Source organism: Streptomyces sp. DG1A-41 (assembly GCF_037055355.1).
GTDB lineage: Bacteria > Actinomycetota > Actinomycetes > Streptomycetales > Streptomycetaceae > Streptomyces.
On sequence record NZ_CP146350.1, the window covers coordinates 8,587,713 to 8,611,353 of the forward strand.

At 72.2% G+C, this 23,641-nt stretch carries 19 protein-coding genes and 2 pseudogenes; 7 read left to right on the forward strand and 14 right to left on the reverse strand.

Annotated elements, in window-relative coordinates; genetic code table 11:
• Positions 1–9 precede the first annotated feature (9 nt).
• The 3 genes and pseudogenes from V8690_RS39740 to V8690_RS39750 all read right to left on the reverse strand — a co-directional run bounded on the left by V8690_RS39740 (position 10) and on the right by V8690_RS39750 (position 4,339).
• On the reverse strand, positions 10–1,266 hold the full coding sequence (locus V8690_RS39740) for an arsenic transporter (protein WP_338785633.1): 1,257 nt from the start codon (positions 1,264–1,266) through the stop codon (positions 10–12).
• A 195-nt stretch (positions 1,267–1,461) separates the two neighbouring features.
• A pseudogene (locus V8690_RS39745) lies at positions 1,462–1,722 on the reverse strand (DUF4232 domain-containing protein); the annotation flags it as partial.
• A 229-nt stretch (positions 1,723–1,951) separates the two neighbouring features.
• Complete coding sequence (locus V8690_RS39750; protein WP_338784864.1) at positions 1,952–4,339, reverse strand: SpoIIE family protein phosphatase; 2,388 nt, start codon at positions 4,337–4,339, stop codon at positions 1,952–1,954.
• 254 nt (positions 4,340–4,593) lie between these two features.
• On the opposite strand from V8690_RS39750, the gene V8690_RS39755 reads away from it, so the two are divergent.
• The 3 genes from V8690_RS39755 to V8690_RS39765 all read left to right on the forward strand — a co-directional run bounded on the left by V8690_RS39755 (position 4,594) and on the right by V8690_RS39765 (position 11,161).
• Positions 4,594–7,689 (forward strand): glycoside hydrolase family 2 TIM barrel-domain containing protein, encoded by a 3,096-nt coding sequence (locus V8690_RS39755; protein WP_338784865.1) that lies wholly within the window; start codon positions 4,594–4,596, stop codon positions 7,687–7,689.
• A gap of 156 nt (positions 7,690–7,845) precedes the next feature.
• Complete coding sequence (locus tag V8690_RS39760) at positions 7,846–10,089, forward strand: glycoside hydrolase family 9 protein (protein WP_338784866.1); 2,244 nt, start codon at positions 7,846–7,848, stop codon at positions 10,087–10,089.
• A gap of 478 nt (positions 10,090–10,567) precedes the next feature.
• Positions 10,568–11,161 carry an alpha/beta hydrolase gene (locus V8690_RS39765; RefSeq protein WP_338784867.1) on the forward strand — a complete coding sequence of 198 codons (594 nt, stop codon included), beginning with the start codon at positions 10,568–10,570 and terminating at the stop codon, positions 11,159–11,161.
• Here the strand turns inward: V8690_RS39765 and V8690_RS39770 are convergent.
• Together V8690_RS39770 and V8690_RS39775 are read right to left on the reverse strand one after the other, a co-directional pair.
• Positions 11,121–12,602, reverse strand: coding sequence for a cytochrome bc complex cytochrome b subunit (locus V8690_RS39770; protein WP_338784868.1), 1,482 nt, complete (start codon positions 12,600–12,602; stop codon positions 11,121–11,123). The two genes, V8690_RS39765 and V8690_RS39770, sit on opposite strands and share 41 nt — an antisense overlap.
• Complete coding sequence (locus V8690_RS39775) at positions 12,599–13,531, reverse strand: sigma-70 family RNA polymerase sigma factor (protein WP_338784869.1); 933 nt, start codon at positions 13,529–13,531, stop codon at positions 12,599–12,601. The genes V8690_RS39770 and V8690_RS39775 overlap by 4 nt, the downstream gene beginning before the upstream one ends.
• A gap of 185 nt (positions 13,532–13,716) precedes the next feature.
• On the opposite strand from V8690_RS39775, the gene V8690_RS39780 reads away from it, so the two are divergent.
• The 3 genes from V8690_RS39780 (at position 13,717) to V8690_RS39790 (ending at position 16,287) form a co-directional block, all read left to right on the forward strand.
• Positions 13,717–13,962: a hypothetical protein gene (locus V8690_RS39780; protein WP_094056765.1), complete on the forward strand. Its 246-nt coding sequence runs from the start codon at positions 13,717–13,719 to the stop codon at positions 13,960–13,962.
• Between the two features lie 3 nt (positions 13,963–13,965).
• On the forward strand, positions 13,966–14,343 hold the full coding sequence (locus V8690_RS39785) for a toxin Doc (protein ID WP_338784870.1): 378 nt from the start codon (positions 13,966–13,968) through the stop codon (positions 14,341–14,343).
• Positions 14,344–14,634: 291 nt separating this feature from the next.
• Positions 14,635–16,287 (forward strand): RICIN domain-containing protein, encoded by a 1,653-nt coding sequence (locus tag V8690_RS39790; protein WP_338784871.1) that lies wholly within the window; start codon positions 14,635–14,637, stop codon positions 16,285–16,287.
• 40 nt (positions 16,288–16,327) lie between these two features.
• On the opposite strand, the gene V8690_RS39795 is transcribed toward V8690_RS39790, so the two are convergent.
• The 4 genes and pseudogenes from V8690_RS39795 to V8690_RS39810 form a co-directional block, all read right to left on the reverse strand.
• Entirely contained in the window at positions 16,328–17,497 is a 1,170-nt protein-coding gene (locus V8690_RS39795) for a lactate 2-monooxygenase (RefSeq protein ID WP_338784872.1), read from the reverse strand.
• An 81-nt stretch (positions 17,498–17,578) separates the two neighbouring features.
• The gene (locus V8690_RS39800) at positions 17,579–18,271 is read right to left on the reverse strand and encodes an alpha/beta fold hydrolase (RefSeq protein WP_338784873.1); all 693 of its coding nucleotides are present in this window, start codon (positions 18,269–18,271) and stop codon (positions 17,579–17,581) included.
• Positions 18,268–18,805, reverse strand: a pseudogene (locus tag V8690_RS39805) (cytosine permease); the annotation flags it as partial. The pseudogene V8690_RS39805 and the gene V8690_RS39800, both read right to left, overlap by 4 nt.
• 112 nt (positions 18,806–18,917) lie before the next feature.
• On the reverse strand, positions 18,918–19,484 hold the full coding sequence (locus V8690_RS39810) for a hypothetical protein (RefSeq protein WP_338784874.1): 567 nt from the start codon (positions 19,482–19,484) through the stop codon (positions 18,918–18,920).
• Positions 19,485–19,809: 325 nt separating this feature from the next.
• Here V8690_RS39810 and V8690_RS39815 point away from each other — a divergent pair, with 325 nt between their 5' ends.
• Positions 19,810–20,244: a protease inhibitor gene (locus V8690_RS39815; protein ID WP_338784875.1), complete on the forward strand. Its 435-nt coding sequence runs from the start codon at positions 19,810–19,812 to the stop codon at positions 20,242–20,244.
• Between the two features lie 153 nt (positions 20,245–20,397).
• On the opposite strand, the gene V8690_RS39820 is transcribed toward V8690_RS39815, so the two are convergent.
• The 5 genes from V8690_RS39820 to V8690_RS39840 form a co-directional block, all read right to left on the reverse strand.
• Positions 20,398–20,604, reverse strand: coding sequence for a CDGSH iron-sulfur domain-containing protein (locus V8690_RS39820; protein ID WP_003994890.1), 207 nt, complete (start codon positions 20,602–20,604; stop codon positions 20,398–20,400).
• Complete coding sequence (locus V8690_RS39825) at positions 20,585–21,259, reverse strand: HemK2/MTQ2 family protein methyltransferase (RefSeq protein ID WP_338784876.1); 675 nt, start codon at positions 21,257–21,259, stop codon at positions 20,585–20,587. The genes V8690_RS39820 and V8690_RS39825 overlap by 20 nt, the downstream gene beginning before the upstream one ends.
• Complete coding sequence (locus tag V8690_RS39830; RefSeq protein ID WP_338784877.1) at positions 21,260–22,273, reverse strand: iron-containing redox enzyme family protein; 1,014 nt, start codon at positions 22,271–22,273, stop codon at positions 21,260–21,262. It lies immediately after the preceding gene.
• Between the two features lie 113 nt (positions 22,274–22,386).
• Positions 22,387–22,575 (reverse strand): hypothetical protein, encoded by a 189-nt coding sequence (locus tag V8690_RS39835; RefSeq protein ID WP_338784878.1) that lies wholly within the window; start codon positions 22,573–22,575, stop codon positions 22,387–22,389.
• Positions 22,576–22,623: 48 nt separating this feature from the next.
• The gene (locus tag V8690_RS39840; protein ID WP_338784879.1) at positions 22,624–23,631 is read right to left on the reverse strand and encodes a Ppx/GppA family phosphatase; all 1,008 of its coding nucleotides are present in this window, start codon (positions 23,629–23,631) and stop codon (positions 22,624–22,626) included.
• Positions 23,632–23,641: the final 10 nt, after the last annotated feature.

Sequence of the window (23,641 nt, forward strand, 5' to 3'; positions counted from 1 at the left end):
GACGCGCGCTCAGGCCCCGACGACGCGCAGCGACAGCCACAGCGCGACCACGGCCGGCACCAGCGCGGCCGGTACCGCGAGCAGCCCGAGCCGGGTGAACTCCCCGAGCCCGACCCGGTGTCCGTGCTGCTGCACGATCCGCCGCCACAGCAGGGTCGCCAGCGATCCGGCGTAGGTCAGGTTGGGGCCGATGTTCACGCCGAGCAGCACCGCCGGCACGGCACCGGGACCGGCCCCCGCGGTCAGCGGCAGCAGCACCAGGACCGCGGGCAGGTTGTTGATGAGGTTCGCCAGGACGGCGGCCAGCACGGCCACGCCCAGCAGCGTGAGCAGGCCCGATCCGTCGGGCAGCACCCGGTGGAGCGCGTCGGCGAGCCCGTGGTCGACGACCGCCCGCACGACGACGCCGAGGCCGAGCACGAACGCCAGGAAGGCCGGTGCCGCGGACCGCAGCACCGTCAGCGGGGTGGCCGACCGCCGCAGCAGCGCCCGCACGGCCAGCACGAGCGCACCGGCCAGGGCGGCCCACGCCGGTGCGATCCCGAGGGCGGAGGCCACGACGAACCCGGCGAGCGTGCAGCCCACGGTGATCAGGGCGAACAGCGGCAGCTCGGGTGGCCGTTCGGGGGTGGGGGAGGGGAGAGGAGCGGCCAGTTCGTCGTCGAAGAAGCGCCGGAACACCAGGTACTCGGCGCCGATCGCCACCAGCCAGGGCAGCGCCATCAGTGCCGCGAACCGGGTGAAGCTCAGCCCGCTCGCCGTGAAGGCCAGCAGGTTGGTCAGGTTGGAGACCGGCAGCAGCAGCGAGGCGGTGTTCGACAGATGGGCGCACGCGTAGAGGTGCGGCCGGGCCTGGACACCCATCCGGGTGGCGGTGGCGAGCACCACCGGTGTCAGCAGGACGACGGTGGCGTCCAGACTGAGCACGGCCGTGATGACGGAAGCCAGCGCGAACACCGCGGTCAGCAGCCGCGCGGGACGCCCGGCCGCCCAGCGGGCCATCCACGCCCCGCACGCCGTGAACAGCCCCTCGACGTCACAGAAGTGGGCGAGCACCAGCACGGCCGCGAGGAAGCCGACCACGGGCCCCAGCCGCTGGATCTCCTCCCACGCGTGGTCCGGCGGGATCACTCCGACGGCGACCGCGAGCCCGGCGGCCGGAACCGCCAGCACCGCCTCGGGCAGCCCTCGCGGGCGGAGCACGGCCCACAGGAGCACGGCGGCCAGCAGCGCCACGGACAGGACTTCGGCGAGCAGGGTGTTCAGGGCGACGTCCTCCGCGACGTGATCAGGTCGTGCCCGCCCATGAAAACAGGGGCGGGTAAGAGAGCCACGACCGCCCTGCCGGCCGCACGGCCCGCTGCCCGCCTCGAACGCCGTCAGGAAGACCGAGGACGCGTTCCCGCCGACCGGCACACCGGCCGTCCACCGCACCTTCAGCGGCTTCCGTCCGTCCGGCGGAGTCACCAGCAGCGCCGCCGGAGTCGCGGTGCGGGCACCACTGACGTCGGGGGCGGCGTACCGCAGCCCGGCCCAGGCGCTCTCGTCCGGCGCCAGTTTCACGGTCGCGGGCTCGCCGGGGGTGCGCTTGGGGCCGGGGCCCGGCTGCCGGCCGGACGCGTCCACGAACGCGGTGCCCGGACAGCCGTGCAGGGTGCACGTGCGCGAGGAGACGTTGGTCAGCACGACCGGGAAGTTCCGCTGCCCGGCCCCCGGATCCATCGGGCCGGCGCAGGCGCGCAGCTCGAAGGTGTGGCAGCGGGTACCGGTTCCGGCGGCGGGCAACTGCCGCGCGGCGCTCTCCGCGCGGTGCTCGCTGCCACAGGCGGTCAGCGTGCCGAGGGCCGGACCGCACTCGCGGGCATGAGCGCCCGGCGTACGGACTGGGACGTTGTGGCCATGCCCTTCGGGTGTCCGACGCAACCGGGAAACCGCGTCCCTTCACATCTCGTCACATCGCGTCGAGCAGTTCCAGCTCCGCCCAGATCGTCTTGCCCTCGGCGGTGTGCCTGCTGCCCCAGCGCTGGGTGAGCTGGGCGACCAGGAGCAGCCCGCGGCCGCCCTCGTCCCAGGTCTTGGCGCGGCGCAGGTGCGGCGCCGTGTGATTGGCGTCGGACACCTCGCAGATCAGCGTGGACGCGTCGTGGATCAGCCGCAGCCGGATGGGCGGGGCGCCGTAGCGGATGGCGTTGGTGACCAGCTCGCTCACCACCAGTTCCGCGGTGAACGTGGCCTCGATCAGCCCCCAGCGGTCGAGCTGGTCGACGACCTGTTTGCGGATGGGGGCCACCAGCGCCGGGTCGGCGGGGATGTCCCAGGTCGCGACCTGCGAGGACGGCAGGCCGCGGGTGCGGGCCAGCAGCAGGGCCACGTCGTCGGCGGAGCCGCCCGGCGGGAGCAGGGCGTGCAGCACGCGGTCGCAGGTCTCGTCCAGGGAGTCGGAAGGGGCCGACAGGGCCTCGCGCAGCATCCGGTGACTCGCGTCGACGTCCCGCTCACGTCCCGCGAGCAGCCCGTCCGTGTGGAACGACAGGACACTGCCCTCCCGCAGCTCCACCTCGGCGGACTCGAACGGCAGCCCCCCGACACCGAGCGGGGGACCGGAGGGCAGGTCGAGCTGCCGGGCCGGCCCGTCCGGCGGGACCAGCAGGGGCTGCGGGTGCCCGGCCCGGGCCAGGGTGCAGCGCCGCGACACGGGGTCGTACACCGCGTACAGGCAGGTCGCGCCGACCTCCCCGGTGGCGGCGTCGCTGCCGGACTCCTGGGAGAGCCGGACGACGAGGTCGTCGAGGTGGGTGAGCAGCTCGTCGGGGGCCAGGTCGATGTCGGCGAGGGTGCGGACGGCGGTGCGCAGCCGGCCCATGGTGGCCGAGGCCTGGATGCCGTGGCCGACGACGTCCCCGACGACCATCGCCACACGCATCCCGGACAGCGGGATCACGTCGAACCAGTCGCCGCCCACGCCGGAGCGGGTGGCGGGAAGGTAGCGGGAGGCCGCCTCCACCGCCGCGGTGCGCGGCAGCGTGCGGGGCAGCAGGCTGCGTTGCAGGGTGAGCGTCGTCTCGCGCTCGCGGGAGTAGCGGCGGGCGTTGTCGATGCAGACGGCGGCCCGGGCCGTGACCTCCTCGGCCAGCAGTACGTCGTCCTCGGTGAAGGGCTCGGGGCGCCGGAAGCGGGTGAAGACCGCGACCCCGAGGGTCGAGCCCCTGGCCTGGAGCGGCACGGACATCGTGGAGTGGACGCCGTACTCGCGGATCCGCCGGAACCGGACCGGGTCCCAGGCCAGCCACTTCTCGAGGTCGCCGCCGTCCGCTCGGGAGGCCACGACCGTGTGCCCTGCGAGGAGCGAGGCGGCCTGCGGGGAGCCCTCCGGATAGACGTCCACCTGCCCCGGCTTGGCCACGGCCTCGGGGCTGCCCGCGTTGACCGACTGGTGGGCGGCCCGGCGCAGGCTCACCGGCGGGGCCGGCAGGCCGGCGGACTCGCCGCCGTGCTCCCGTACGTCGAGCAGGTCGACGCTGACGAAGTCGGCGAGCGCCGGGACGCACACGTCCGCCAGCTCCTGGGCCGTACGGGTGACGTCGAGGGTGGTGCCGATCCGCACGCTCGCCTCGTTGACCAGCTGGAGCCGCTCCCGTGACCGGTACTGGTCGCTGAAGTCGTGGGCCGTCACGCACACGCCCCGCACCCGCCCCGAGTCGTCGGTGAGCGGTGCGAGCAGGGCCAGCCAGGCGTGCGCACCGCGGCTCTCGCCGCTGGCCTTCATGTACGTCTGCATGTCCTGCCGCCGGCCGGTGCTCAGCACGCGGCGCAGATACTCCTCGAGCTCCGCGTTCTGCGGCCGGCTGCCGATGTCGGTGGGCCGCAGGCCCCGCAGCCGGTCGGCGGGCAGCCCCAGGAGATCCGCCATGGCGTCGTTGACGCCGCGCAGCCGCAGCCGCTCGTCGAAGACCATCGTGGCGCAGGGCGACTGCGTCAGGGCCGCCCGCACCAGCGGGTCGTCCGGCAGCTCCGGTCCGGGGGCCTCCGGCGGGGACACGGCGAGCCACTCGGCCGCCTCCGGGCCGTCCGGCGGTCTGCGGTGGGCGACCACCCACGCGGAGACCGTGTGCCCGTCGCGGTGACGCAGGGTGAGCGTCCCGCTCCAGCGGGGGTCGGCTGGCACGGGCGGCGGCTCCGCTCCGTCGGCCAGCAGCTCGGCGGCCGGGCGGCCCAGGACCTCGGCGGCCGTGTGGCCCAGCAGATGGTGTGCGCCCTCGCTCCACTCGGCGAGCGTGCCGTCGGCGGCGATGACGGCACGGGCGGCCACGCCATCGTCGAACGGCTCGTCCGGGCTCATCGTCGCCACTCCATACGGACACTCACAGTGATCAGGGAGGTCGCTTGAGTTCCAGACTAATCCGTGGGCGCCCGGCATGGACGGGCAACCCCTGTGCCGCCCGCCCGCACGGTCAAGGCGCGATTCCGGCCGATGTGACGTCTGGGGCAGAACGGCGCTGCCGCACTCTTGACGGCCCTGTGTGACACCTCGACAGAATCTGTTTGTTCACGATGAGTTGTGAGTACTTCTGGGCCTGATGAGAGAGAGCCGTCATGTCGGTCACGCGCAGATCGGTCCTGCTCGCCTCCGCCGCCGCGCCCGCGGCCGGAACACTTCTGGGCGCCCCTCAGGCGTGGGCCGCCGAGGAGACGCGCGGCGCGTCCGGCCGCCGCACCGTCGCCCTGCGCGACGGCTGGCGCTTCGCGCTGGTCAACCAGGGCGGGATCACCGACCCGACCGGCGCGTATGCCGACGCCGCCCTGCCCGGGTACGACGACTCCCGGTGGCGCGAGGTCGCCGTCCCGCACGACTGGAGCATCGAGCAGACCCCCACCACCGAACACGGCACCACCAGCGGCACCGGCTTCCTCCCCGGCGGCCTCGGCTGGTACCGCCTGCCCTTCACCCTGCCGCCCGCCCTCGCCGGCCGGCGGATCTCGGTGGAGTTCGACGGCGTCTACATGGACTCCCACGTCTACTGCAACGGCAAGGAGGCCGGCCGCCACCCCTACGGTTACACCGGCTTCGCCCTCGACCTGACCGACCTGGTGCACACCGACGGCACCACCGAGAACGTGCTCGCGGTCAAGGTCCAGAACCGGCTCCCCAGCAGCCGCTGGTACTCGGGCAGCGGCATCTACCGCGAGGCCCGCCTGGTGATCACCGAGCCGGTGCACGTGGCCCGCTGGGGCACCCGCGTCACCACACCCGAGATCTCCGCCGAACGGGCCGTCGTACGGATCGACACGTCGGTCGTCAACGCGTCGGGCGCGGGCGCCGACGTCGAGGTCGTCTCCCGGATCGTCGATCCGAAGGGCCGGACGGTCGCCCGTACCGCCTCCACGGTCGCCGTCACCGACGAGAAGACCGAGACCCACGAACTCACCGTCCGGCGCCCCGAGCTGTGGGACATCGCGGCCCCGCGCCGCTACACCCTGCACACCCAACTGCGCGTGGGCGGCAGGACCACCGACACCTACCGCACGCCCTTCGGCTTCCGCACCTTCCGCTTCGACCCGGACGAGGGCTTCTTCCTCAACGGCACCCACCACAAGCTCAAGGGCGTCGACCTCCACCACGACCTGGGCGCGCTCGGCGCCGCCGTCAGCATCGACGCCGTCCGCCGTCAGATGGAGATCATGCGGTCCATGGGCGTCAACGCCCTGCGCACCTCCCACAACCCGCCCGCGCCCGAGGTGATCCAGGTCTGCGAGGAACTGGGCGTCGTCCTGCTGGTGGAGGCGTTCGACTGCTGGCGCACCGGCAAGAACCGGTACGACTACGGCCGGTTCTTCGACGAGTGGTGCGAGAAGGACGCCACCGAAATGGTGCTGGCGGCCCGCAACTCGCCCGCCGTGCTGATGTGGTCCATCGGCAACGAGGTCCCCGACTCCACCTCCACCGCCGGCCTCGCCATGGCCGACCGGATCATCGCCGCGATCAGGGCCGCGGACGACACCCGCCCGCTGATCATCGGCTCCGACAAGTACCGCCGCCTCCCCGCCAAGGGCTCCGCGGCCGACCTGATGCTGGCCAAGCTGGACGGGCTCGGCCTCAACTACAACACCGCCAAGTCGGTGGACCAGCTGCACGCCGCCTACCCGCACCTCTTCCTCTTCGAGTCCGAGTCCTCCTCGGAGACCTCGACACGGGGCGAGTACCAGGAGCCCGAACACCTCAACACCGGCGAGAACCACACGCCCGGAAGGCGCGGGACCTCCTCCTACGACAACAATCTCGCCTCCTGGACCATGAGCGGTGAGTACGGCCACAAGAAGGACCGGGACCGCAAGTGGTTCGCCGGGCAGTTCCTGTGGTCGGGCATCGACTACATCGGCGAGCCCACGCCGTACGACGTCTTCCCGGTCAAGGCGTCCTTCTTCGGCGCGGTCGACACCGCGGGCTTCCCCAAGGACATGTATTACCTGTTCCAGAGTCAGTGGACCGAGAAGCCGATGGTCCACCTGCTGCCGATGACCTGGAACCACGCCGAGGGCGACACGGTCGAGGTCTGGGCGTACGCCAACGTCGACACCGTCGAGCTGTTCCTCAACGGAAAGTCCCTGGGCGTACGGCGGTTCGACACCAAGAAGACCGTCGACGGCCGCACGTACCTGGAGACGACCGAGGCGACCGGCGACGACAAGAACTTCACCGACGGCCCCTACCCCGGCAGCTACACCAGCCCGAACGGCAGTGCCGGCAAGCTCCATCTGACCTGGCAAGTGCCCTACGAGCCAGGCGAGTTGAAGGCGGTCGCCCGGCGGAACGGGAAGACCGTCGCCACCGACGTGCTGCGCACCGCCGGCGCCCCGCACGCGATACGCCTGACGCCGGACCGCGAGTTCCTCGCCGCCGACGGGCGTTCGCTCGTCTTCGTGACCGCCGAGGTGGTCGACCGGCGCGGTGTGGTGGTGCCCGACGCGGATCACCTGCTCTCCTTCGAGGTCGCGGGCGGCTCCCTCGCCGGGCTCGACAACGGCCGCCAGGAGAGCGCCGAGCGCTACCAGGCGAGCACCCGCACCGCCTTCCACGGCAAAACCCTCGCCATCGTCCGCTCCGGCACGAAGGCGGGCACGGTGAAGGTGACCGCCCGCGCCGACGGCCTGCGCGCCGGCACGGCGACCGTACGCGCCACCCGGGCGGGGGACCGGGCCGTGACCGCCCCGCCCGTGTTCGAGCCGGAGCACCCGGCGCCCGTCGACTACCCGCACGCGGACGCCAGTTACTCCGGCCGTCCGGACACCCTGCCCGCCGCCATGCTCGACGGCGACCCGGCCACCGGCTGGTCCAACGGCTTCTTCAAGCAGGCCACGGCCCTGCTGCCCGCCTTCGACGGCGCCCGCACCGAGGACTGGGTCACGGTCGACCACGGACGCACCCGCGGCTTCGACCGGGTGGACGTCTCCTTCACCGTGGACGCCACGCACAGCCTGCCCGCGGCGATCGAGGTGGCGGTGTGGGACGGCGGGGCATGGCGGGCCGTGGAGGGCACGGCGATCGACTGGGCCACCGCCTCCGACGCCCCGACCGTGATCACCTTCAAGGCCGTCCGCGGCTCCCGGATCCGGCTCACGATGACGAGCCGCCACCCCGACGAGGCCCGGGGCGCCCTCCGCATCAGCCGGCTGGAGGCCCCGGCCGCCTGAGTCCTCGGCCGCGACGGTCCGGGCGGGCTGGCCAACAGCCATTCCTGTCCGGACCGTTGACGGAGTGTCACATCAACCACAACCATGGCGGGCATCCGCATCTGGGAGCGCTCCCACGCTCGAGCGCCACCCGCACCTCCCCAGAGGAGCCCAGACGTGAAACGACGCAGAACCGCCCTGTTGTCCCTGACGGCCCTCCTGACGACCGTGCTCACCGCGCTGCCCTCCGCACCGGCCGGGGCGGAAGAGACCGAGCAGGTCAGGAACGGCACCTTCGACACCACCACGGCACCCTGGTGGACGACCAGCAACGTCACCGCGGGCCTGTCCGGCGGCCGGCTCTGCGCCGACGTCCCCGGCGGCACCACCAACCGCTGGGACGCGGCCGTCGGGCAGAACGACATCACTCTCGTGAAGGGGGAGTCGTACCGCTTCTCCTTCAGCGCGAGCGGCACGCCGGCCGGGCACGCGGTGCGGGCGATCGTGGGCCTGTCCGTGTCGCCCTACGACACCTACCACGAGGTGTCGCCGCAGCTCAGCGTCTCCGGTGACACCTACTCCTACACCTTCACCTCGCCCGTCGACACCACCCAGGGCCAGGTCGGCTTCCAGCTCGGCGGCAGCGCGGATCCGTGGCGCTTCTGCCTGGACGACGTCTCGCTGCTCGGCGGGGTGGCGCCGGAGCCGTACGAGCCCGACACAGGGCCCCGGGTCCGTGTCAACCAGGTCGCCTACCTGCCCGCCGGGCCGAAGAACGCCACCCTGGTCACCGACGCCACGGCGAAACTGCCCTGGGAGCTGAGGACCTCCGGCGGGACGGTGGTCGCCCGGGGCGCGACCGTGCCGCGGGGCGTCGACGCCTCTTCCGGGCAGAACGTCCACTCGATCGACTTCGGCGCGTACCGCACGAAGGGCACGGGCCTCACGCTGGTCGCCGACGGCGAGACCAGCCGCCCCTTCGACATCGACGCGAGCGCTTACGAGCGGCTCCGGCTGGACTCGGCGAAGTACTACTACACCCAGCGCAGCGGCATCGCGATACGCGACGACCTGCGGCCCGGCTACGGCCGCCCGGCCGGGCACGTGGGCGTGGCACCCAACAAGGGCGACACCGCCGTGCCGTGCCAGCCCGGAGTCTGCGACTACACCCTGGACGTCAGCGGCGGCTGGTACGACGCCGGCGACCACGGCAAGTACGTCGTCAACGGCGGCATCTCCACCTGGGAGGTGCTCAGCACCCACGAACGCGCCCTGCACGCCCGCACCGGCGACACCGGCAAGCTCGGCGACGGCACACTCGCCATCCCCGAGAGCGGCAACAAGGTCCCCGACATCCTCGACGAGGCCCGCTGGGAGCTGGAGTTCCTGCTCAGGATGCAGGTGCCCGACGGGAAGCCGCTGGCCGGCATGGCCCACCACAAGGTGCACGACGAGCAGTGGACCGGCCTGCCCCTGCTGCCCAGTGACGACCCGCAGAAGCGCGAACTGCACCCGCCGTCCACCGCGGCCACCCTGAACCTCGCGGCCACGGCGGCACAGGCGGCCCGCCTCTACCGGCCCCACGACAAGGCGTTCGCCGACAGGGCGCTGGCGGCCGCCCGCAAGGCCTGGTCGGCGGCGCTCGCCCACCCCGACCGCTACGCCTCCGAGAGCGACGGCATCGGCGGCGGCGCCTACCCCGACCGCGACGTCACCGACGACTTCTACTGGGCGGCGGCCGAGCTGTACCTCAGCACGGGGGAGAAGCGGTTCGAGGAGTACGTCCTGAAGTCGCCGGTCCACACGGCCGACCTCTTCGGCCCGCTCGGCTTCGACTGGGCCCGCACGGGCGCGGCGGGCCGCCTCGACCTCGCCACGGTGCCGAACAAGCTGCCCGGCCGGGACAAGGTCCGCCGGTCCGTCGTCAAGGGCGCCGACCGCTACCTGGCCACGCTGAAGGCACAGCCCTACGGCATGCCGTACGCCCCCGACGGCAACAAGTACGACTGGGGCTCCACCCACCAGATCCTCAACAACGCCGTCGTCCTCGCCACCGCGTACGACATCACCGGCGCCTCGAAGTACCGCGACGGCGCGCTCCAGAGCATGGACTACATCCTGGGCCGCAACGCGCTGAACATCTCCTACGTCACCGGTTACGGCGAGGTCAGCGCCCAGAACCAGCACAGCCGCTGGTACGCCCGCCAGCTCGATCCGAACCTGCCGAACCCGCCGAAGGGCACCCTCTCGGGCGGGCCCAACTCGAGCATCCAGGACCCCTACGCACAGAGCAAACTCCAGGGCTGCGTCGGCCAGTTCTGCTACATCGACGACATCCAGTCCTGGTCGACCAACGAGCACACGATCAACTGGAACGCCGCCCTGACCCGCATGGCCGCCTTCGTGGCCGACCAGGGGTAGAGGGGGTCCGCGAAGTCCCGCCTGCCCTGCGACGCCCGGCATGCCCTCTGGCCGCACCGGTCGGACGCCCGCGTACGACCAGTACGCGGGCGTCCGACCGGCACTCCCTCATAGCTCTTCGAGCAGGGGGTACCCCCCAGAGCACGCACCGGACGCCGCAGGGCCCGCCCTCCGGGCGGACGACGGGACTTCCCGGACACCCCCTGACCGGCCAAGCGCACAGAGGTGCCGGGGGTGTCCGCCGGCAGGACGCCTCCGGCACCCGCGCGTAGCCTGGTGCCATGCACGCGGTGCGGGTAGCCGGCCTCGAGGTCGCCTACGACCGGGTGGGCCAGGGCCCGCCCCTGGTGCTCGCGCACGGTGCCACGACCGACGCCCGCCTGTGGCGTCCGCAGATCGCGGACCTGGCCGACGAGTTCACCGTGATCGCCTGGGACGAGCCCGGGCCGGCCGCTCCTCCGACGTACCGCCCTCCTTCGTGCTGGCCGACTACGCCCGCTGTCTGGCGGCCGTCATCGAGGACGTGGGCCTCGGCCCGGCCCATGTCGCCGGCCTGTCCTGGGGCGGGACCGTCGTCCTGGAGCTCTACCGGCACCACCCCGAGCTCGTCCGGACGCTCGTCCTCGTCGACACCTACGCCGGCTGGAAGGGCTCGCTGCCCCCGGCGGAGGTGAGGGCGCGGGTCGAAGGGGCGGAGCGGATGCTCGCAGTCCCGGTCGAGGAGTTCGCACCGACCATGCCCGGCCTGTTCGCCGGGCGGCCATCGGCCGAAGCCGTCCGCCTGCTGTCCGTGATGTCCGCCGACGCCCGGCCCCGGAGCATGCGGACGGAGCTCACCATCATGGCCGAGACCGACCATCGCGACCTGCTGCCCGAGATCACGGTGCCGACCCTGCTGCTGTGGGGCGAGCTCGACACACGCTCGCCGGTCGACCTCGTCGCCCGTCCCCTCCTGGGGGCGATCCCGGAGGCCACCCTGGTCGTGCTGCCCGGCGCCGGGCACCTCAGTAACATCGAGGCCCCGGAGCCGTTCAACCGGACTGTTCGGGAGTTCTGTCTGGCCCGCTCCTGAGCATGAGCTCCCCGGGCCGTTCGTGGGCGGTCAGGGTGTGCAGCCGGGCCTGGTCGAGCGGCTCGTGCACCTCGACGTACTCGCCGTGCGGCAGCCGCTTGATCACACCGGTCGCCCGGCCGTGCAGCACCAGCTCCCGGTCGCGGAGCTGTAGCCCCAGGCAGATCCGCCGGGTCACGACGAGGACGACCGCCGGGACGACGAACATCGCGATCCGCACCGCCCAGGTCACCGTGTTGATCGACAGGTGGAAGCGGGTCGCCACGATGTCGTTGCCGCCGCCCGCCAGCAGCACGAGATAGAGGCTGATCCAGGCCGCCCCGATCGCCGTGCGGACCGGGCGGTTGCGCGGCCGGTCCAGCAGATGGTGCTCGTGCCTGTCGCCCGTGAGCCTGGCCTCCAGGAACGGGTACACGCCGATGAAGAGCAGCAGCAGCGGGAACACCGCGATCGGGATGAACACGCCCAGCACCAGCGTGTGGCCCCACAGCGTGATCTCCCAGCCGGGCATGATCCGCACCAGTCCCTCGGCGAAGCCGAGATACCAGTCGGGCTGGGCGCCCGTGGACACCTGGTCGGCGCGGTAGGGGCCGTACGACCACACCGGGTTGATCGTCGCCACCGCCGCCATCAGCGTGAGCACCCCGAACACCAGGAAGAAGAAGCCGCCCGCCTTCGCGAGGTACACCGGCATGAAGGGCGCTCCCACGACATTGCGTTCGGTGCGCCCGGGGCCCGCGAACTGGGTGTGCTTGTGGTAGACGACCAGCAGCACATGGACGACGATCAGGGCGGCCATGACTCCGGGGATCAGCAGGACGTGCAGCGAGTAGAAGCGGGCCACGATGTCGTCGCCGGGGAACTCGCCGCCGAACAGGAACATCGCCAGGTACGTCCCCACGATCGGCACGGACAGCAGCGCGCCGTGCACGAACCTCAGGCCCGTGCCCGACAGCAGGTCGTCGGGCAGCGAGTAGCCGAACAGGCCCTCGAACAGGCAGAGGAAGAGCAGCAGCCAGCCGAACAGCCAGTTGACCTCCCGCGGCTTGCGGAACGAGCCCGTGAAGAAGTGCCGCATCATGTGCGCCAGCATCCCGGCGACGAAGACCAGCGCCGCCCAGTGGTGCAGCTGCCGGATCAGCAGCCCGCCGCGCACGTCGAAGCTGATGTCCAGCGTCGAGGCGTACGCCTCGGACATGCGCACGCCGTTCAGCGGTGTGTAACTCCCCTGGTACGTCACCTCGTTCATCGACGGATGGAAGAACAGCGTCAGATACACGCCGGTGAGGACCAGCACCACGAAGCTGTACAGGCAGATCTCGCCGAGCAGGAAGGACCAGTGGTCGGGGAACACCTTGCGCAGGTACTTCCGGCCGAGCGTGTGAGTGCCGAGCCTGCCGTCGAACCAGTCCGCGAGCCGCTCACCGCGTCCGGCGCTCACGCCGCCTCCCTGGGCAGGTGGGCGAGCTTGTCCGGGTTGGCGACGACGTAGATGCCGCGCACCCGGTCGCCCTCCGGGGTGAGGTCGAGGACCAGGACCGCGTAGGGCGCGTCGCCGTCGAACAGCACCGCCGCGTCGTCGCCGTTGACGCGCCGGTAGCGGAACACGGGATTGCTCGGGCCGCCCCGCCCGGACGTGAGCAGGCGGGCCACCTTGTCCCGGCCGTGCACCGGGCGCAGGCTCGCCGGTTTGCGCTTGCCGCCGGCGTCCGTCCACGCCGTGACGTCCGGCGCGAGGACCTCCATCAGCTCCGCGATGTCCCCGCCGAGCGCCGCCCGCACGAACCGCTCGGTCGCCTCCCGCCGCACCCGCGGATGCGCCTCGTACCGAGGCCGCCGCGCGTGCACATGCTCCCGGGCCCGGTGCGCCAACTGCCGTACGGCGGCGGGGGAGCGGTCGATGATCTCGGCTATCTCGGCGTGCGGGTAGCCGAACACCTCGCCCAGGACGAACACGGCCCGTTCCAGCGGGGTCAGCGACTCCAGGACCACCAGCATCGCCAGCGACACCGACTCCGAGCGCAGCGCCGGACCGTCGGCCGTGTCGGTTCCCTCGTCGGTGACGAGGGGTTCGGGCAGCCAGGAGCCCACGTACGTCTCCTGTCTGCGGCTGATCACGGCCCGGCGGCGCAGCGCGTGGTTGACCGCCACCCGGACCAGATAGGCCCGGGGATTGTCGACGCCGGCCAGGGGAGCGCCCCCGCCGCGGGCCGTCCAGGACAGCCATGTCTCCTGCAAGACGTCCTCGGTGTCGGCGACACTGCCGAGCATGTTGTAGACGACGCCGAACAGCAGCTCGCGATGGTCGACGAACACCCCGGTGGCCTCGTCGAGCGGGGCGGCGGTGCCGGGTACGGGGATCTCGGTCATGCGTGGTCCTCCCAGAGACGCGCTCACTACTGCGAGCCGCGCGGGGACCCGGAATGTGACATCGCGCGGTGTGATGTGATGCAGATCTCAGGAAAGGGCCCGGGTGTACATCCGCCGGTACCGTCGAGCCAGCCTTCTGACCTGGGGATATTTACGAGTCAGTACCCGAGCGGTACCGTGAAGGCATGCCAGCTCTCAACGTGGAGTTCAGCGACCGCGAGCTTGAGGACCTGCGGCAGATCGCCAAGGAGCGCGGTACGTCCATGAAGGCACTGGTGCGGGAGGCGGCCGCGGCCGACATAGCCCGCCACCGGGCCCTCCAGGAGGGCGCGGAGGCCTTCCGCAGGTTCTTCGCGACCCACGCCGACGAGTTCGCCGCTGCCTTCCCCGACGACGAACCGCCCACCAAGGGCGAAGGGCGGGCCGCCTGACCGATGGCACCCGTCATTCACATCGACGTGCCCTGGCTGCTCCAGCGCCACGAAGAGGTCCTGCCGGACCAGCCCACCGTCAACGACTTCTCCGCGCTGGTCGCCGCCGTCGCCCGGCACCGCGTCGACCCGCCGCGCCTCGGGGTGAACTCCGACGCGGCCTGGCGGGCCGCCGCGCTGCTGCACACCATCGCCGTGCTCCGGCCGCTGCCGTCGGCCAACGCCCGCTTCGCGTGTGCGACGGCCGTGGCGTACATGTTCGTCAGCGGCGCCGGCATCGACCCGCCCTACGGTGCCCTCGTCGACCTCGCCCGCGACCTGATGTCCGGCACGACCGACGTCTACGGCGCGGCGGACCGGCTGCGATCCTGGCAAATCTGAAAAGGTCGAAAACCGGTGCGACCAGTGCGCATACGTTCCCGTTTCTGACTTTCTGTCAATGGGCTTGATGTTGCACGGGCGCCTTGTTGGCCGTGTGGGGGTTGTGCAAGAGTGAAACGCACGTGCGGGGGGAATGGCCAGGTGTCGCACGCGTTTTGTAGACCGGGTCCGATTCGCCGGCGGTGAATTCGCACCTCCCGCGCCGCGCCCAAAAAGGTACGCACCAACCGGGCTCCTTTTTCGGCGGCAGGACATCTGTGTGTCACATGCGCGTGGGAAGGAACCATCTCAGTGCCCACCCCCCACCCCCCTCGTCCTCCGTATCCCCCGCCCGGCGGGGATCACGGGGAATCCGATGAATCTCTCGCCGCTCCGCTGAGAGGCAGCCCGGAGGGCGAGGTCGCCGCCCATTCCGTCGCGCTGCTGATGGCGCGGCACTGGCAGCCGGTGCGCGAGTACGCGGTCATCTGTCTCGCCTCGTCTGCGCAGGCCGCCGAGATGGTCACGGGAATCGCCTTCCACCGGACCCTGAACCGCCTAGCCTTCGGCGAGTCGGCCGTCGCGCTGCGCCCGGCGCTTCTGGTGACCGTGCGCGACACGGTCCGGGAGTGGTCCGGTGACGATCGAATATCCGCCGTACTGCCGGCGTTGCAGAAACCGGCCGGAGGGCGCGGGCTGCGCGCGGCGACGTCCATGACGCCCGAAAATCGCGTCCTCGCGGAGCGGGCATTTCAGGCACTTCCCGCAGCAGCGCGCTGTTTGCTCTGGCACGTCGAGGTCGAGGCCGATCCTTTAAGCGTCCCGGCCGGTCTGCTGGGCATGGACACCGACATCGCGTCGGCCGCACTCGAACAGGCGCGTGACACATTCCGCGAGGGGTGTGTACATGCCCATCGCGAACTCGCGCCGACCCAGGACTGCCGCTTCTACAACCGCCTCCTCGATGTCCCGATCCGCCGGGGCGGCGCACTGCTGCCCGACGTCCAGGATCATCTGGCGGAGTGCCGCTATTGCCGGAACGCGGCGGAGCAGCTGAGCCATTTCGAGGGCGGGCTGGGCCCGTTGATCGCCGAGGCGGTGCTCGGCTGGGGCGTCCGGCGCTACCTCGACTCACGCCCGGGCCGGTCCTCTCACGGCACGCGGGGCGGACGCGCGGGCCGGCGCGGCTCAGGACGGGGTGACGGGCGGCCCGGGGGCGGGCGCCACCGCCTGCTGTCCCGGATCCCCATGCAGGTCCGCCGGGTTTCGGGCGCCCGCATCCCGGAAGCGCTGCGCTCCTCACGGGCGCTGCTCTCGGGAGTCGGCGCGGTGTCGGCCGGGGTGCTGGCGACCGTGCTCATCATCAGCGCGTCGTCCTACGACGGCGGCCAGGCCGACCCGGCCGGCTCCAGCAGCGCCGCCGGCGGCAACGGCGCCGAGTCCGTGACGCCGCCCGAGACGGCCGGGCTTCCCACGGCACCGGGCGTGACGCGGCTGCGCAACGCCAGCGCCGGCCTGTGCCTCGACGTCCGGGACCGGCCGAAGGAGGGCTCGGGGGCGAAGCTGGCGGAGTGCTCGACGGCGTCGTGGACTCAGCAGTGGACGTACGAGGAGGACGGGCTGCTGCGCAGCGTCGCCGATCCCGGCCTGTGCCTGGACTCGCACAAGGACGCCGGCGTCGTCGTCCTCGGCACCTGCGCCGAGGAGGACGACGAGCGGGGCGACGACGTGCGCTACGACCTCACCGTGCAAGGGGAGTTGCTGCCCCGCTGGGACGAGCAGCTCGCCCTCGCCTCCACCAACGACGACCCCGGTGCCGACATCGTCGTCAAGGTCCGCGACCGCTCCGACGGACAGCGCTGGCAGGCGGAGCCCGTGCCGACGACGGCGGGTTCCCTGTCGATCGAGGAGCAGGAGGGTCCGACGTCCCGGCAGGTGACCGTGCCCCACGGCCGGACGGCGTGAGCACAGGGCTGCGCGGCGCACGCGTCGCGCGGCCCGCCTGTCACGCCGGGTCCTCGACGAGGTCGGCCGGACCGATCGTGCCGGGCGTGGCGTGGCCCGACAGGGCGAGGGTGAGGTCGAGTTCGGCCAGCAGACAGCGGATGACGTGTTCGACGCCCGGCCGGCCGTCCAGGCCCAGACCGTAGACGTACGGGCGGCCGAGGAGGACCGCGCGGGCGCCGAGGGCGAGTGCCTTGAAGATGTCGTCGCCGGTGCGGACGCCGCTGTCGAAGAGGACGGCGAGCCGGTCGCCCACCGCCTCCGCAACGCGGGGCAGCGCGTCGGCCGCCGCGACAGCCCCGGCCACCTGGCGCCCGCCGTGGTTGGAGACGACGACGCCGTCCATGCCCGCCTCCGCGGCCTGCCGGGCGTCGTCCGGGTGCAGAACGCCCTTGAGGACGATCGGGCCGTCCCAGTTCTCCCGCAGGAACGCCAGGTCAGGCCAGCTCTTCGCCGGGTCGGCGAACATCCCGACGAAGTGCATCACGGCCGCGTTCGGATCCTCGTGGACCGGTTTGGCCAGACCTGCCTGGAAGGCCGGGTCCGAGAAGCAGTTGGCCGTGCCGACGCCGTGCAGGAACGGCAGATACGCCTGGTCGAGATCGCGCGGCCGCCACGCGAGCAGCGGCGTGTCCAGGGTGACCACGAGCACGCTGAACCCGGCCGCCCTCGCCCGGTTCAGGAAACTGCGGGCCACCTCGGGGTCCCTGGGCCAGTACAGCTGGAACCACCGCTCGGCGTCGCCCATCGCCTCGGCGACCTGCTCCATGGGCGTGCTCGACGCGGACGACAGGATGAAGGGCACGCCCTGCGCCGCGGCGGCCCGGGCCGCCGCGGACTCGGCGTCCGGGTGCATGATCGACAGCACGCCGACCGGGGCCAGCGCCAGCGGGGCCGGCAGGGCACGGCCCAGCACCTCGACCGACAGGTCCCTCTCGTGCACGTCCCGCAGCATGCGCGGCACGATCCGACGACGCTCCAGGGCCGCCCGGTTGGCGCGGGCCGTGCTGCCGTTGCCCGCGCTGCCCGCCACATAGCCGACCGGGCCGGGCCCGAGCCGCTGCTCGGTCAGCTCCTCCAGCCGGGCCGGATCGGTGGGCAGCCGCGGTACGGCACCCGTCATCCCGTTCAGATAGATCTCGTACTGGAAGTCCGCCCAGTGCCTGCCCACCGTACGCAACCGCCTCTCGCCGTCTCCTCGTCGAGACCGTGTCGACGGCCGACGATACCCAGCGGTATGCGCGACGGCGGATCAGGGGCGGCCTGCCGCCTCCTCCAGGAGGCGGGCGAGTGCGTGCGGCTGCGAGAACATCGGCCAGTGGCCGGTGTCCAGCTCCACGAGCTCCCATCTGTCGCTCTTGAGGAGTTCGGCCACCGCCGGCATCGGCTCGTCCCCGTCGAGGAGGCACTTCACATAGGTCGCCGGGAGCTCGCCCAAGGGGCCGGAGAGCGCGGCCGATTCGGTGAGCGTGGCCCCCGGATGCGGGGTCGCGTCGACGATCCGCGCGATCTGCTCGTCCGTCAGCCCCTGCCCCGCGTAGTCCGGCGCCCCGAGCGGCGGCCAGAACCCGTCGTGCGCGGCGATCGACTGCCGCACGTGGTCGCTCGGGCAGCCCGACAGGAACGACTCCCCGTCCACCGGCACGTTCGCGTCGACGAACACCACGCGCCGCAGCCGCTCCCCGATCCGCTCGGCGGCCTGCCCGACCGGTATGCCCGCGTAGCTGTGCCCCACGAGGACGACGTCGCGCAGGCCGAGGCGCTCCACCTCGTCGACGATGTCCCGCACGTGCGTCCGCTGCCCGGCCGGCACACCCTGCTTCTCCGCGAGGCCCGACAACGTCAGCGGATGGACGTCATGCCCGGCGCCGCGCAGTTCCGCGGCCACCTCGTCCCACGCCCACGCTCCGAGCCACGACCCTGCCACCAGTACGAAATCGGTCATGCCGGCAACTTAGCCGGGGGGTCTGACAACGCCCCCTCGGCGCCGGGCCGGTGATCGGCGGCACCGGCACCTCGACGGTCCGGGCCAGCCGCGCGTCCTCGTACCCGTACACCGCCCGGGGTTCGGGGAACAGCCACAGCAGCGTCAGGAACAGCACCGCCGCCACCACCAGTGACAGGGGCAGACCGATGTCGACGCCGCCCGCCGGATCGCCGAGCGGCCCGACGAACTGCCCGGGCGTGTTGGTGAAGAGGACGCCGAGCAGCGCCGAGACCCACCAGGCGGTCGTACCCCGCCAGTTCCAGCCGTGCGCGAACCAGTAACGGCAGCCGCGCTGACGGCGGTTGAAGACCTGGAGCCCCTCCGGGTCGTACCAGCCGCGCCGCGTCCAGTAGCCCAGCATCATCACGACCGTCCACGGCGTGGTGCAGGTGATGATCACCGTGGCGAAGGCCGAGATGGACCCACGAAATCGAGCCCGAACCGGCCCGCGAAGACGAAGGCGATCGACAACGCGCCGACCAGCAGCGTCGCGCCGCGTTCGCCTCGCCCGTCGCGGGATTGACCACCTCGGTGGTCCGTCCGTCGGCGGCGTCCCGGAACTCACCGCCGATGCTGTCAGTGGACGAATCCTCCACTCCCCGCTTCACTCCTCGTCGTCTGCGTCGTCCGCGTGCGGCGCGTGATCCGGCTCGGCGTCCGGCCCCTGGGCCCGGACCCGCTGCACGTGCTCGAGGGAGTCGCGCAACTCCGCTAGCCAGTCGTCGGTGTGCCGCTGGACCAGGCGCACGCACCAGGCCAGCGCGTCGCTGCGGCTGCGGGCGACGCCGCCGGCGATCAGGGTGTCGAGGACCTGGCGCTCCGGCTGGCGCAGCCGCGTCATGACGGGCGCGGCCACGTGCGTGAAGAGCGCCCGCCGCCCGCCGCACTCCACACCCCAGGACACCTTCCGGCGGAACCGGTGCTCGGCCTCCCGGGCCACGGCCATCCGGTCCTCACGCGTACGTTCCCGGAATTCCTGCACCCGGCTCTCCAGGGCCGCCTCCCGCTCGGCTGCCGGGGCGTCCTCGGCCAGCCGGGGTTCGGGGATGCGGCCGATCACGGTGATCTCCTCGCGGTCGACCGTGATCTCGGTCAGTTCCTCGAAGAGGTCGTCGGGAAGACGGCCGGCGAACCAGCCGCGCAGTTTCTCTCGCTGCTCTGTCGTAATCATGTAATGACGATTACTCGCCTCGGGCATGAACACAAGGGGCCGCGAAGCAGTCGGCCGAGAGCGGAATCGGAATGTTTCAGGCCTATTAACGAACACGCGGAAATTAGCCATCTGACCGCTTCATGACCCCGAGAGCCGTGCGGTTGCGGGCTTCACGCAGGCGCGTTCCGTAACTTCACGCCACTGATTCAATACGCAAGGTTACTGAAACCTGTGGGGTCGATGTGTGTTTCGGCGGCGGACTCGGCAGACTCGCGCTCGCCGCCCCGGGCACCGACCGAGCACGGGCCGGCACACCCTGTCATCGAGCGGAAGGATGCACACAATGCGGAACACCGCGCGCTGGGCCATGACCCTCGGCCTGACGGCCACCGCCGTCTGCGGACCCCTCTCCGGGGCCGCGCTCGCCAGTCCGGGTCAGGCCCCCACCGCGCTCTACGCCCCGTCGGCCCTCGTGCTCACGGTGGGCCACGGTGAGAGCGCGGCCGCCGCGACTCCGGAACGCGCGGTCACCCTGACCTGTGCTCCGAGGCACTCCGGCACGCACCCGGTCGCCGCCTCGGCCTGCGCGGAACTGCGCGGTGTCGGCGGCGACATCCACGCCCTGACCGCCACGGACGGCGTGATGTGCACCAAGCAGTACGACCCGGTGGTCGTCACCGTCGACGGTGTCTGGCAGGGCCAGAGGGTCTCCTACGAGCGCACGTTCTCCAACGAGTGCGTGAAGAACGCCTACGGTTCCGGCGTCTTCGCGTTCTGAGAGACCGGGATCGCGTTGTTCCCGTGAGGCACAGCGGTTCGAGGCTGGGGAGCCGAGCCGCTGTCGCGGGGACCTGCGATCTCGCACAAGGGGCCGGCGGGCGGAGTGGGGCCGCCCGCCGACCCCTGGACTCACCGGCCACCGCCACCGGGCTCAGGCCCGGTCGCGGTGGCTCGTGTCGCACCACGGATAGCGGCGGCTGCGGCGGCAGGTGCACAGGGCCACGCGGAAGCGGTCCGAGGTGACGACGGAGCCGTCCTCCAGCTCCACCTCCACCGGGCCCTCCACCAGCAGCGGGCCCTTGCGCTGGACCGTGACGCGGCGCGGCGCCGCGGACCGGTCAGACGGGGAGTTCGGCACGGACGACCACCAGCTCTTCCTTGTCCTCGGCGGCGGGCAGCAGTCCCCGCTCCCGCAGCCAGCGTTCCCGGCCGCGCAGCACCGGGCCGAACGCGATCCGCCGCCGGCGCGTCACCGCGGCCTTCAGGCCGGACGAGCGCAGCTGCCCGACGGTCAGGTCCGGGCCGCTCAGCGCGGACTGCACCAGCAGCAACACCCCGCCCGGACGCAGCAGGTCAGGTGCCTCCCGGCAGATCCGGTCCACGACCAGCCGTCCGTCCCCGCCCGCGTCCCAGGCGCGGGCCGCGCCCCGCGGCCGTCCGTCACCGTCCGGCGCCGGCACGTACGGCGGATTGGCCAGGATCAGGTCGAACCACTCGCCGCGCACCGGATCGAAGAGGTTCCCGCGCCGGATACGGACCGGGAGCCCCGCCCGCACGGCGTTCAGGCGCGCGGCCCACACCGCCCTCCGCGACACGTCCACGGCGGTCACACGCAAGCCTCGGCGCGCGGCCTCCAGGGCCAGGGCACCGGTGCCGGTGCCGACGTCCAGGACCTTTGCGCCCGGCGGCAACGGCTCGTCGAACAGGGCACCGGCCAGAAGCTCGGTGTCCTCCTGCGGGGCGTAGACGCCCGGGGGTACCAGTGGGTTCACGGCGCTCGGGTACCCCGGCATTCAGGAGATATGGGCGACTTCCTGGGCAAGCGGCTCATGTAGGGATGAACGTGACATGCGCCAGTCGGCGAGCAGCCGGGCGCCGAAGCGGTCCTCGACGAACTCGGTGGCGTCGATCCCGAACACGACGTCCGCGGCCAGGTGCGGCTCCTCCTCCAGCAGGCCGCCGATGACGTCATGGCGCACCACCTGCTCGTGGACCGCGTCGGCCTCGACGTGCTCGTCGTAGAAGTGCTCGGCCGCCGGACCTGCGCCGGTGCGGCGCATCGCCTCGGCGAGTCGCCGCGACCCCGGTGACGAGGTGATCTCGACCGTCGCGAAGTGGCCGACCAGGGCGCCCCTGAGGGCCCGGTGCAGGCCGAAGAGGGACATCAGGTTCACCGTGACCAGGGCCTCGGCACACGTCGCGTCGAGGTAGCGGCCGTACGTGGTGTCCAGGCCCAGATCCGTCATCAGGTCGGCGAACAACCGGGCATGTACACGGTCGGCGCGGCCGCCGCCCCACTCGTCGAACTCCACCGCCGCCATCGCCGCCTTCGCCCGGCCCCACAGCCGCGGCAGCACCCAGGCGTGCGGGTCCGCCTCCTTGAGGTGGTACAGGGAGCGCTGGGCCGCGTACTCGCGCAGGTGCCACAGCTCGCCCTCGTCGCGCAGGAAGTGGGTGACGCCCGTGCCGTCGACCGGCTCGACCAGGAGGTCCGCCAGCGCCTCGTCCACGCTGTCGTGGACCCGGGCGTCGGCGCGCAGGGCGGACAGGAAGCGGTGCTCCAGAGCCGCTCGGATGCGCAGCAGGTCCGGGTCCCACTCGCGGTCGGGGGACACTCCCGCGAAGCCGCGGTAGTGCAGCTCGTAGCACAGGTAGAGCGCCAGCTGGAGGTCCTCGCCGTACACCGCGGCACGGGCGACGTCCTCGAGCCGGGGCAGCCGGCCCGCGCCCCGCAGGTATGCCTCGACGCCCCTGCTCAGCGGGCCGCGCGGGGTGGGCAGTCCTGGTCCTTCACGGTCGAGCTCCATATGCCCCGGGTACCCGGTCGGCGTCCGGGGTCACCTACCCGCGTAGCACCCGTGTGGAAAGACATTCCGGCATGTCAGGAAGGGGCCGGGCCCGGGCCGCCCGGGCCCTCCTCTCAGTCCCCCTGGGACTCCTCCTGGGCGCGCGTGTTGGGGGTGATGGCCTCTGCGGCCTCGCCCCGGTGGCGCCGCTGCCCGGCGGAGTCCTGGGTGCGGTTCTCGGCGTCCTCGATCTCGCGCAGGACCTCCTCCAGCGCCGTCTCGGGCTTCTTGTCGGAGCCGTCGTGGTTCTTGTCCTGGGACACGGGGGTCTCCTTCCTGCGTTCGGTGCGTCCGTTGTCGTCTGCCGGCGATCAGGTGGAGGCTGTGGCGATGCGCAGCGGCACCGGGTCGGGCGGGGCCGCCTCCTCGTTGTGGCGGGTTACCTCCGCCCACCAGGCCGGGCCGTCCTCGATGTGCCGCAGCAGCACGCCCTCGCGGATCGCCCAGGGGCAGACCGTGACGGACCTGAGGTCGGTCAGTTTCATCGCGGTGTGCCCGACCACCGCTCCGGCCAGGCTCTGCGCGGCACGCGGCGCGGAGATGCCGGGCAGCTGCGCGCGCTCGGCGGCGGGCAGGGCGGCCAGCCGCGGGATCGCCTCCCGTAGCGCCGCGCGGTGCAACTGCCGGTCCACGAACGGGCCGTGGCGTCCGGGTGCCGTACCGCACAGCCGGCCCAGCTGCTGGAAGGTGCGGGAGGTGGCGACCGCGGTGCGCGGGCCCTCCCAGCGGATCCGCGCCGCGACGTCCCGCAGCTGGTGGCGGACCTTGCGGCGCAGCGCCCGCACCCGCTCCGGCGACGGCGGGTCCTCGTCCTTGAAGAACTCGTGGGTGAGCCGCCCCGCGCCCAGCGGCAGCGATGCCACGAAGTCGGGCAACCGACCGCGCCCGAAGGCGACTTCCAGCGAGCCGCCGCCGATGTCGAGCAGGGCGAGCGGCCCCGACCGCCAGCCCATCCAGCGCCGGGCCCCGAGAAACGTCAGCTCCGCCTCGACCTCGCCCGGCAGGGTGCACAGGTCCACGCCGGTACGGGCCCGGACGGTGTGCAGCACCTCGTGCCGGTTCGGCGCGCTGCGCACCACGGCGGTCGCGAACGCCAGCGGGCCGGCCGCACCCCACCGGGTCGCGGTCCGGCTCGCCTCTGCGACCGCGTGCACCAGTTGTTCGACGGCCGGCTCCGGGAGGGGTCCCCCCGGTGTGACCTGCTCGGACAGCCTGAGCCGCCACTTGGCGGTGTGCACCGGAAGCGGTACGCCGCCGTCCGCGTCCGCGACGACCAGTCTGACCGTGTTCGATCCCACGTCCACCACGCTGATTCGCATGGGCCGTGGG

Excerpts from the sequence above, each read along its gene's own strand:
- V8690_RS39800 (WP_338784873.1), bottom strand. The coding sequence starts at position 18,271 with ATGACCGATTTCGTACTGGTGGCAGGGTCGTGGCTCGGAGCGTGGGCG.
- V8690_RS39785 (WP_338784870.1), top strand. The coding sequence starts at position 13,966 with ATGGCACCCGTCATTCACATCGACGTGCCCTGGCTGCTCCAGCGCCAC.
- V8690_RS39780 (WP_094056765.1), top strand. The coding sequence starts at position 13,717 with ATGCCAGCTCTCAACGTGGAGTTCAGCGACCGCGAGCTTGAGGACCTG.
- V8690_RS39825 (WP_338784876.1), bottom strand. The coding sequence starts at position 21,259 with ATGCCGGGGTACCCGAGCGCCGTGAACCCACTGGTACCCCCGGGCGTC.
- V8690_RS39830 (WP_338784877.1), bottom strand. The coding sequence starts at position 22,273 with ATGGAGCTCGACCGTGAAGGACCAGGACTGCCCACCCCGCGCGGCCCG.
- V8690_RS39815 (WP_338784875.1), top strand. The coding sequence starts at position 19,810 with ATGCGGAACACCGCGCGCTGGGCCATGACCCTCGGCCTGACGGCCACC.
- V8690_RS39755 (WP_338784865.1), top strand. The coding sequence starts at position 4,594 with ATGTCGGTCACGCGCAGATCGGTCCTGCTCGCCTCCGCCGCCGCGCCC.
- V8690_RS39840 (WP_338784879.1), bottom strand. The coding sequence starts at position 23,631 with ATGCGAATCAGCGTGGTGGACGTGGGATCGAACACGGTCAGACTGGTC.
- V8690_RS39750 (WP_338784864.1), bottom strand. The coding sequence starts at position 4,339 with ATGAGCCCGGACGAGCCGTTCGACGATGGCGTGGCCGCCCGTGCCGTC.
- V8690_RS39775 (WP_338784869.1), bottom strand. The coding sequence starts at position 13,531 with ATGACCGAGATCCCCGTACCCGGCACCGCCGCCCCGCTCGACGAGGCC.
- V8690_RS39810 (WP_338784874.1), bottom strand. The coding sequence starts at position 19,484 with ATGATTACGACAGAGCAGCGAGAGAAACTGCGCGGCTGGTTCGCCGGC.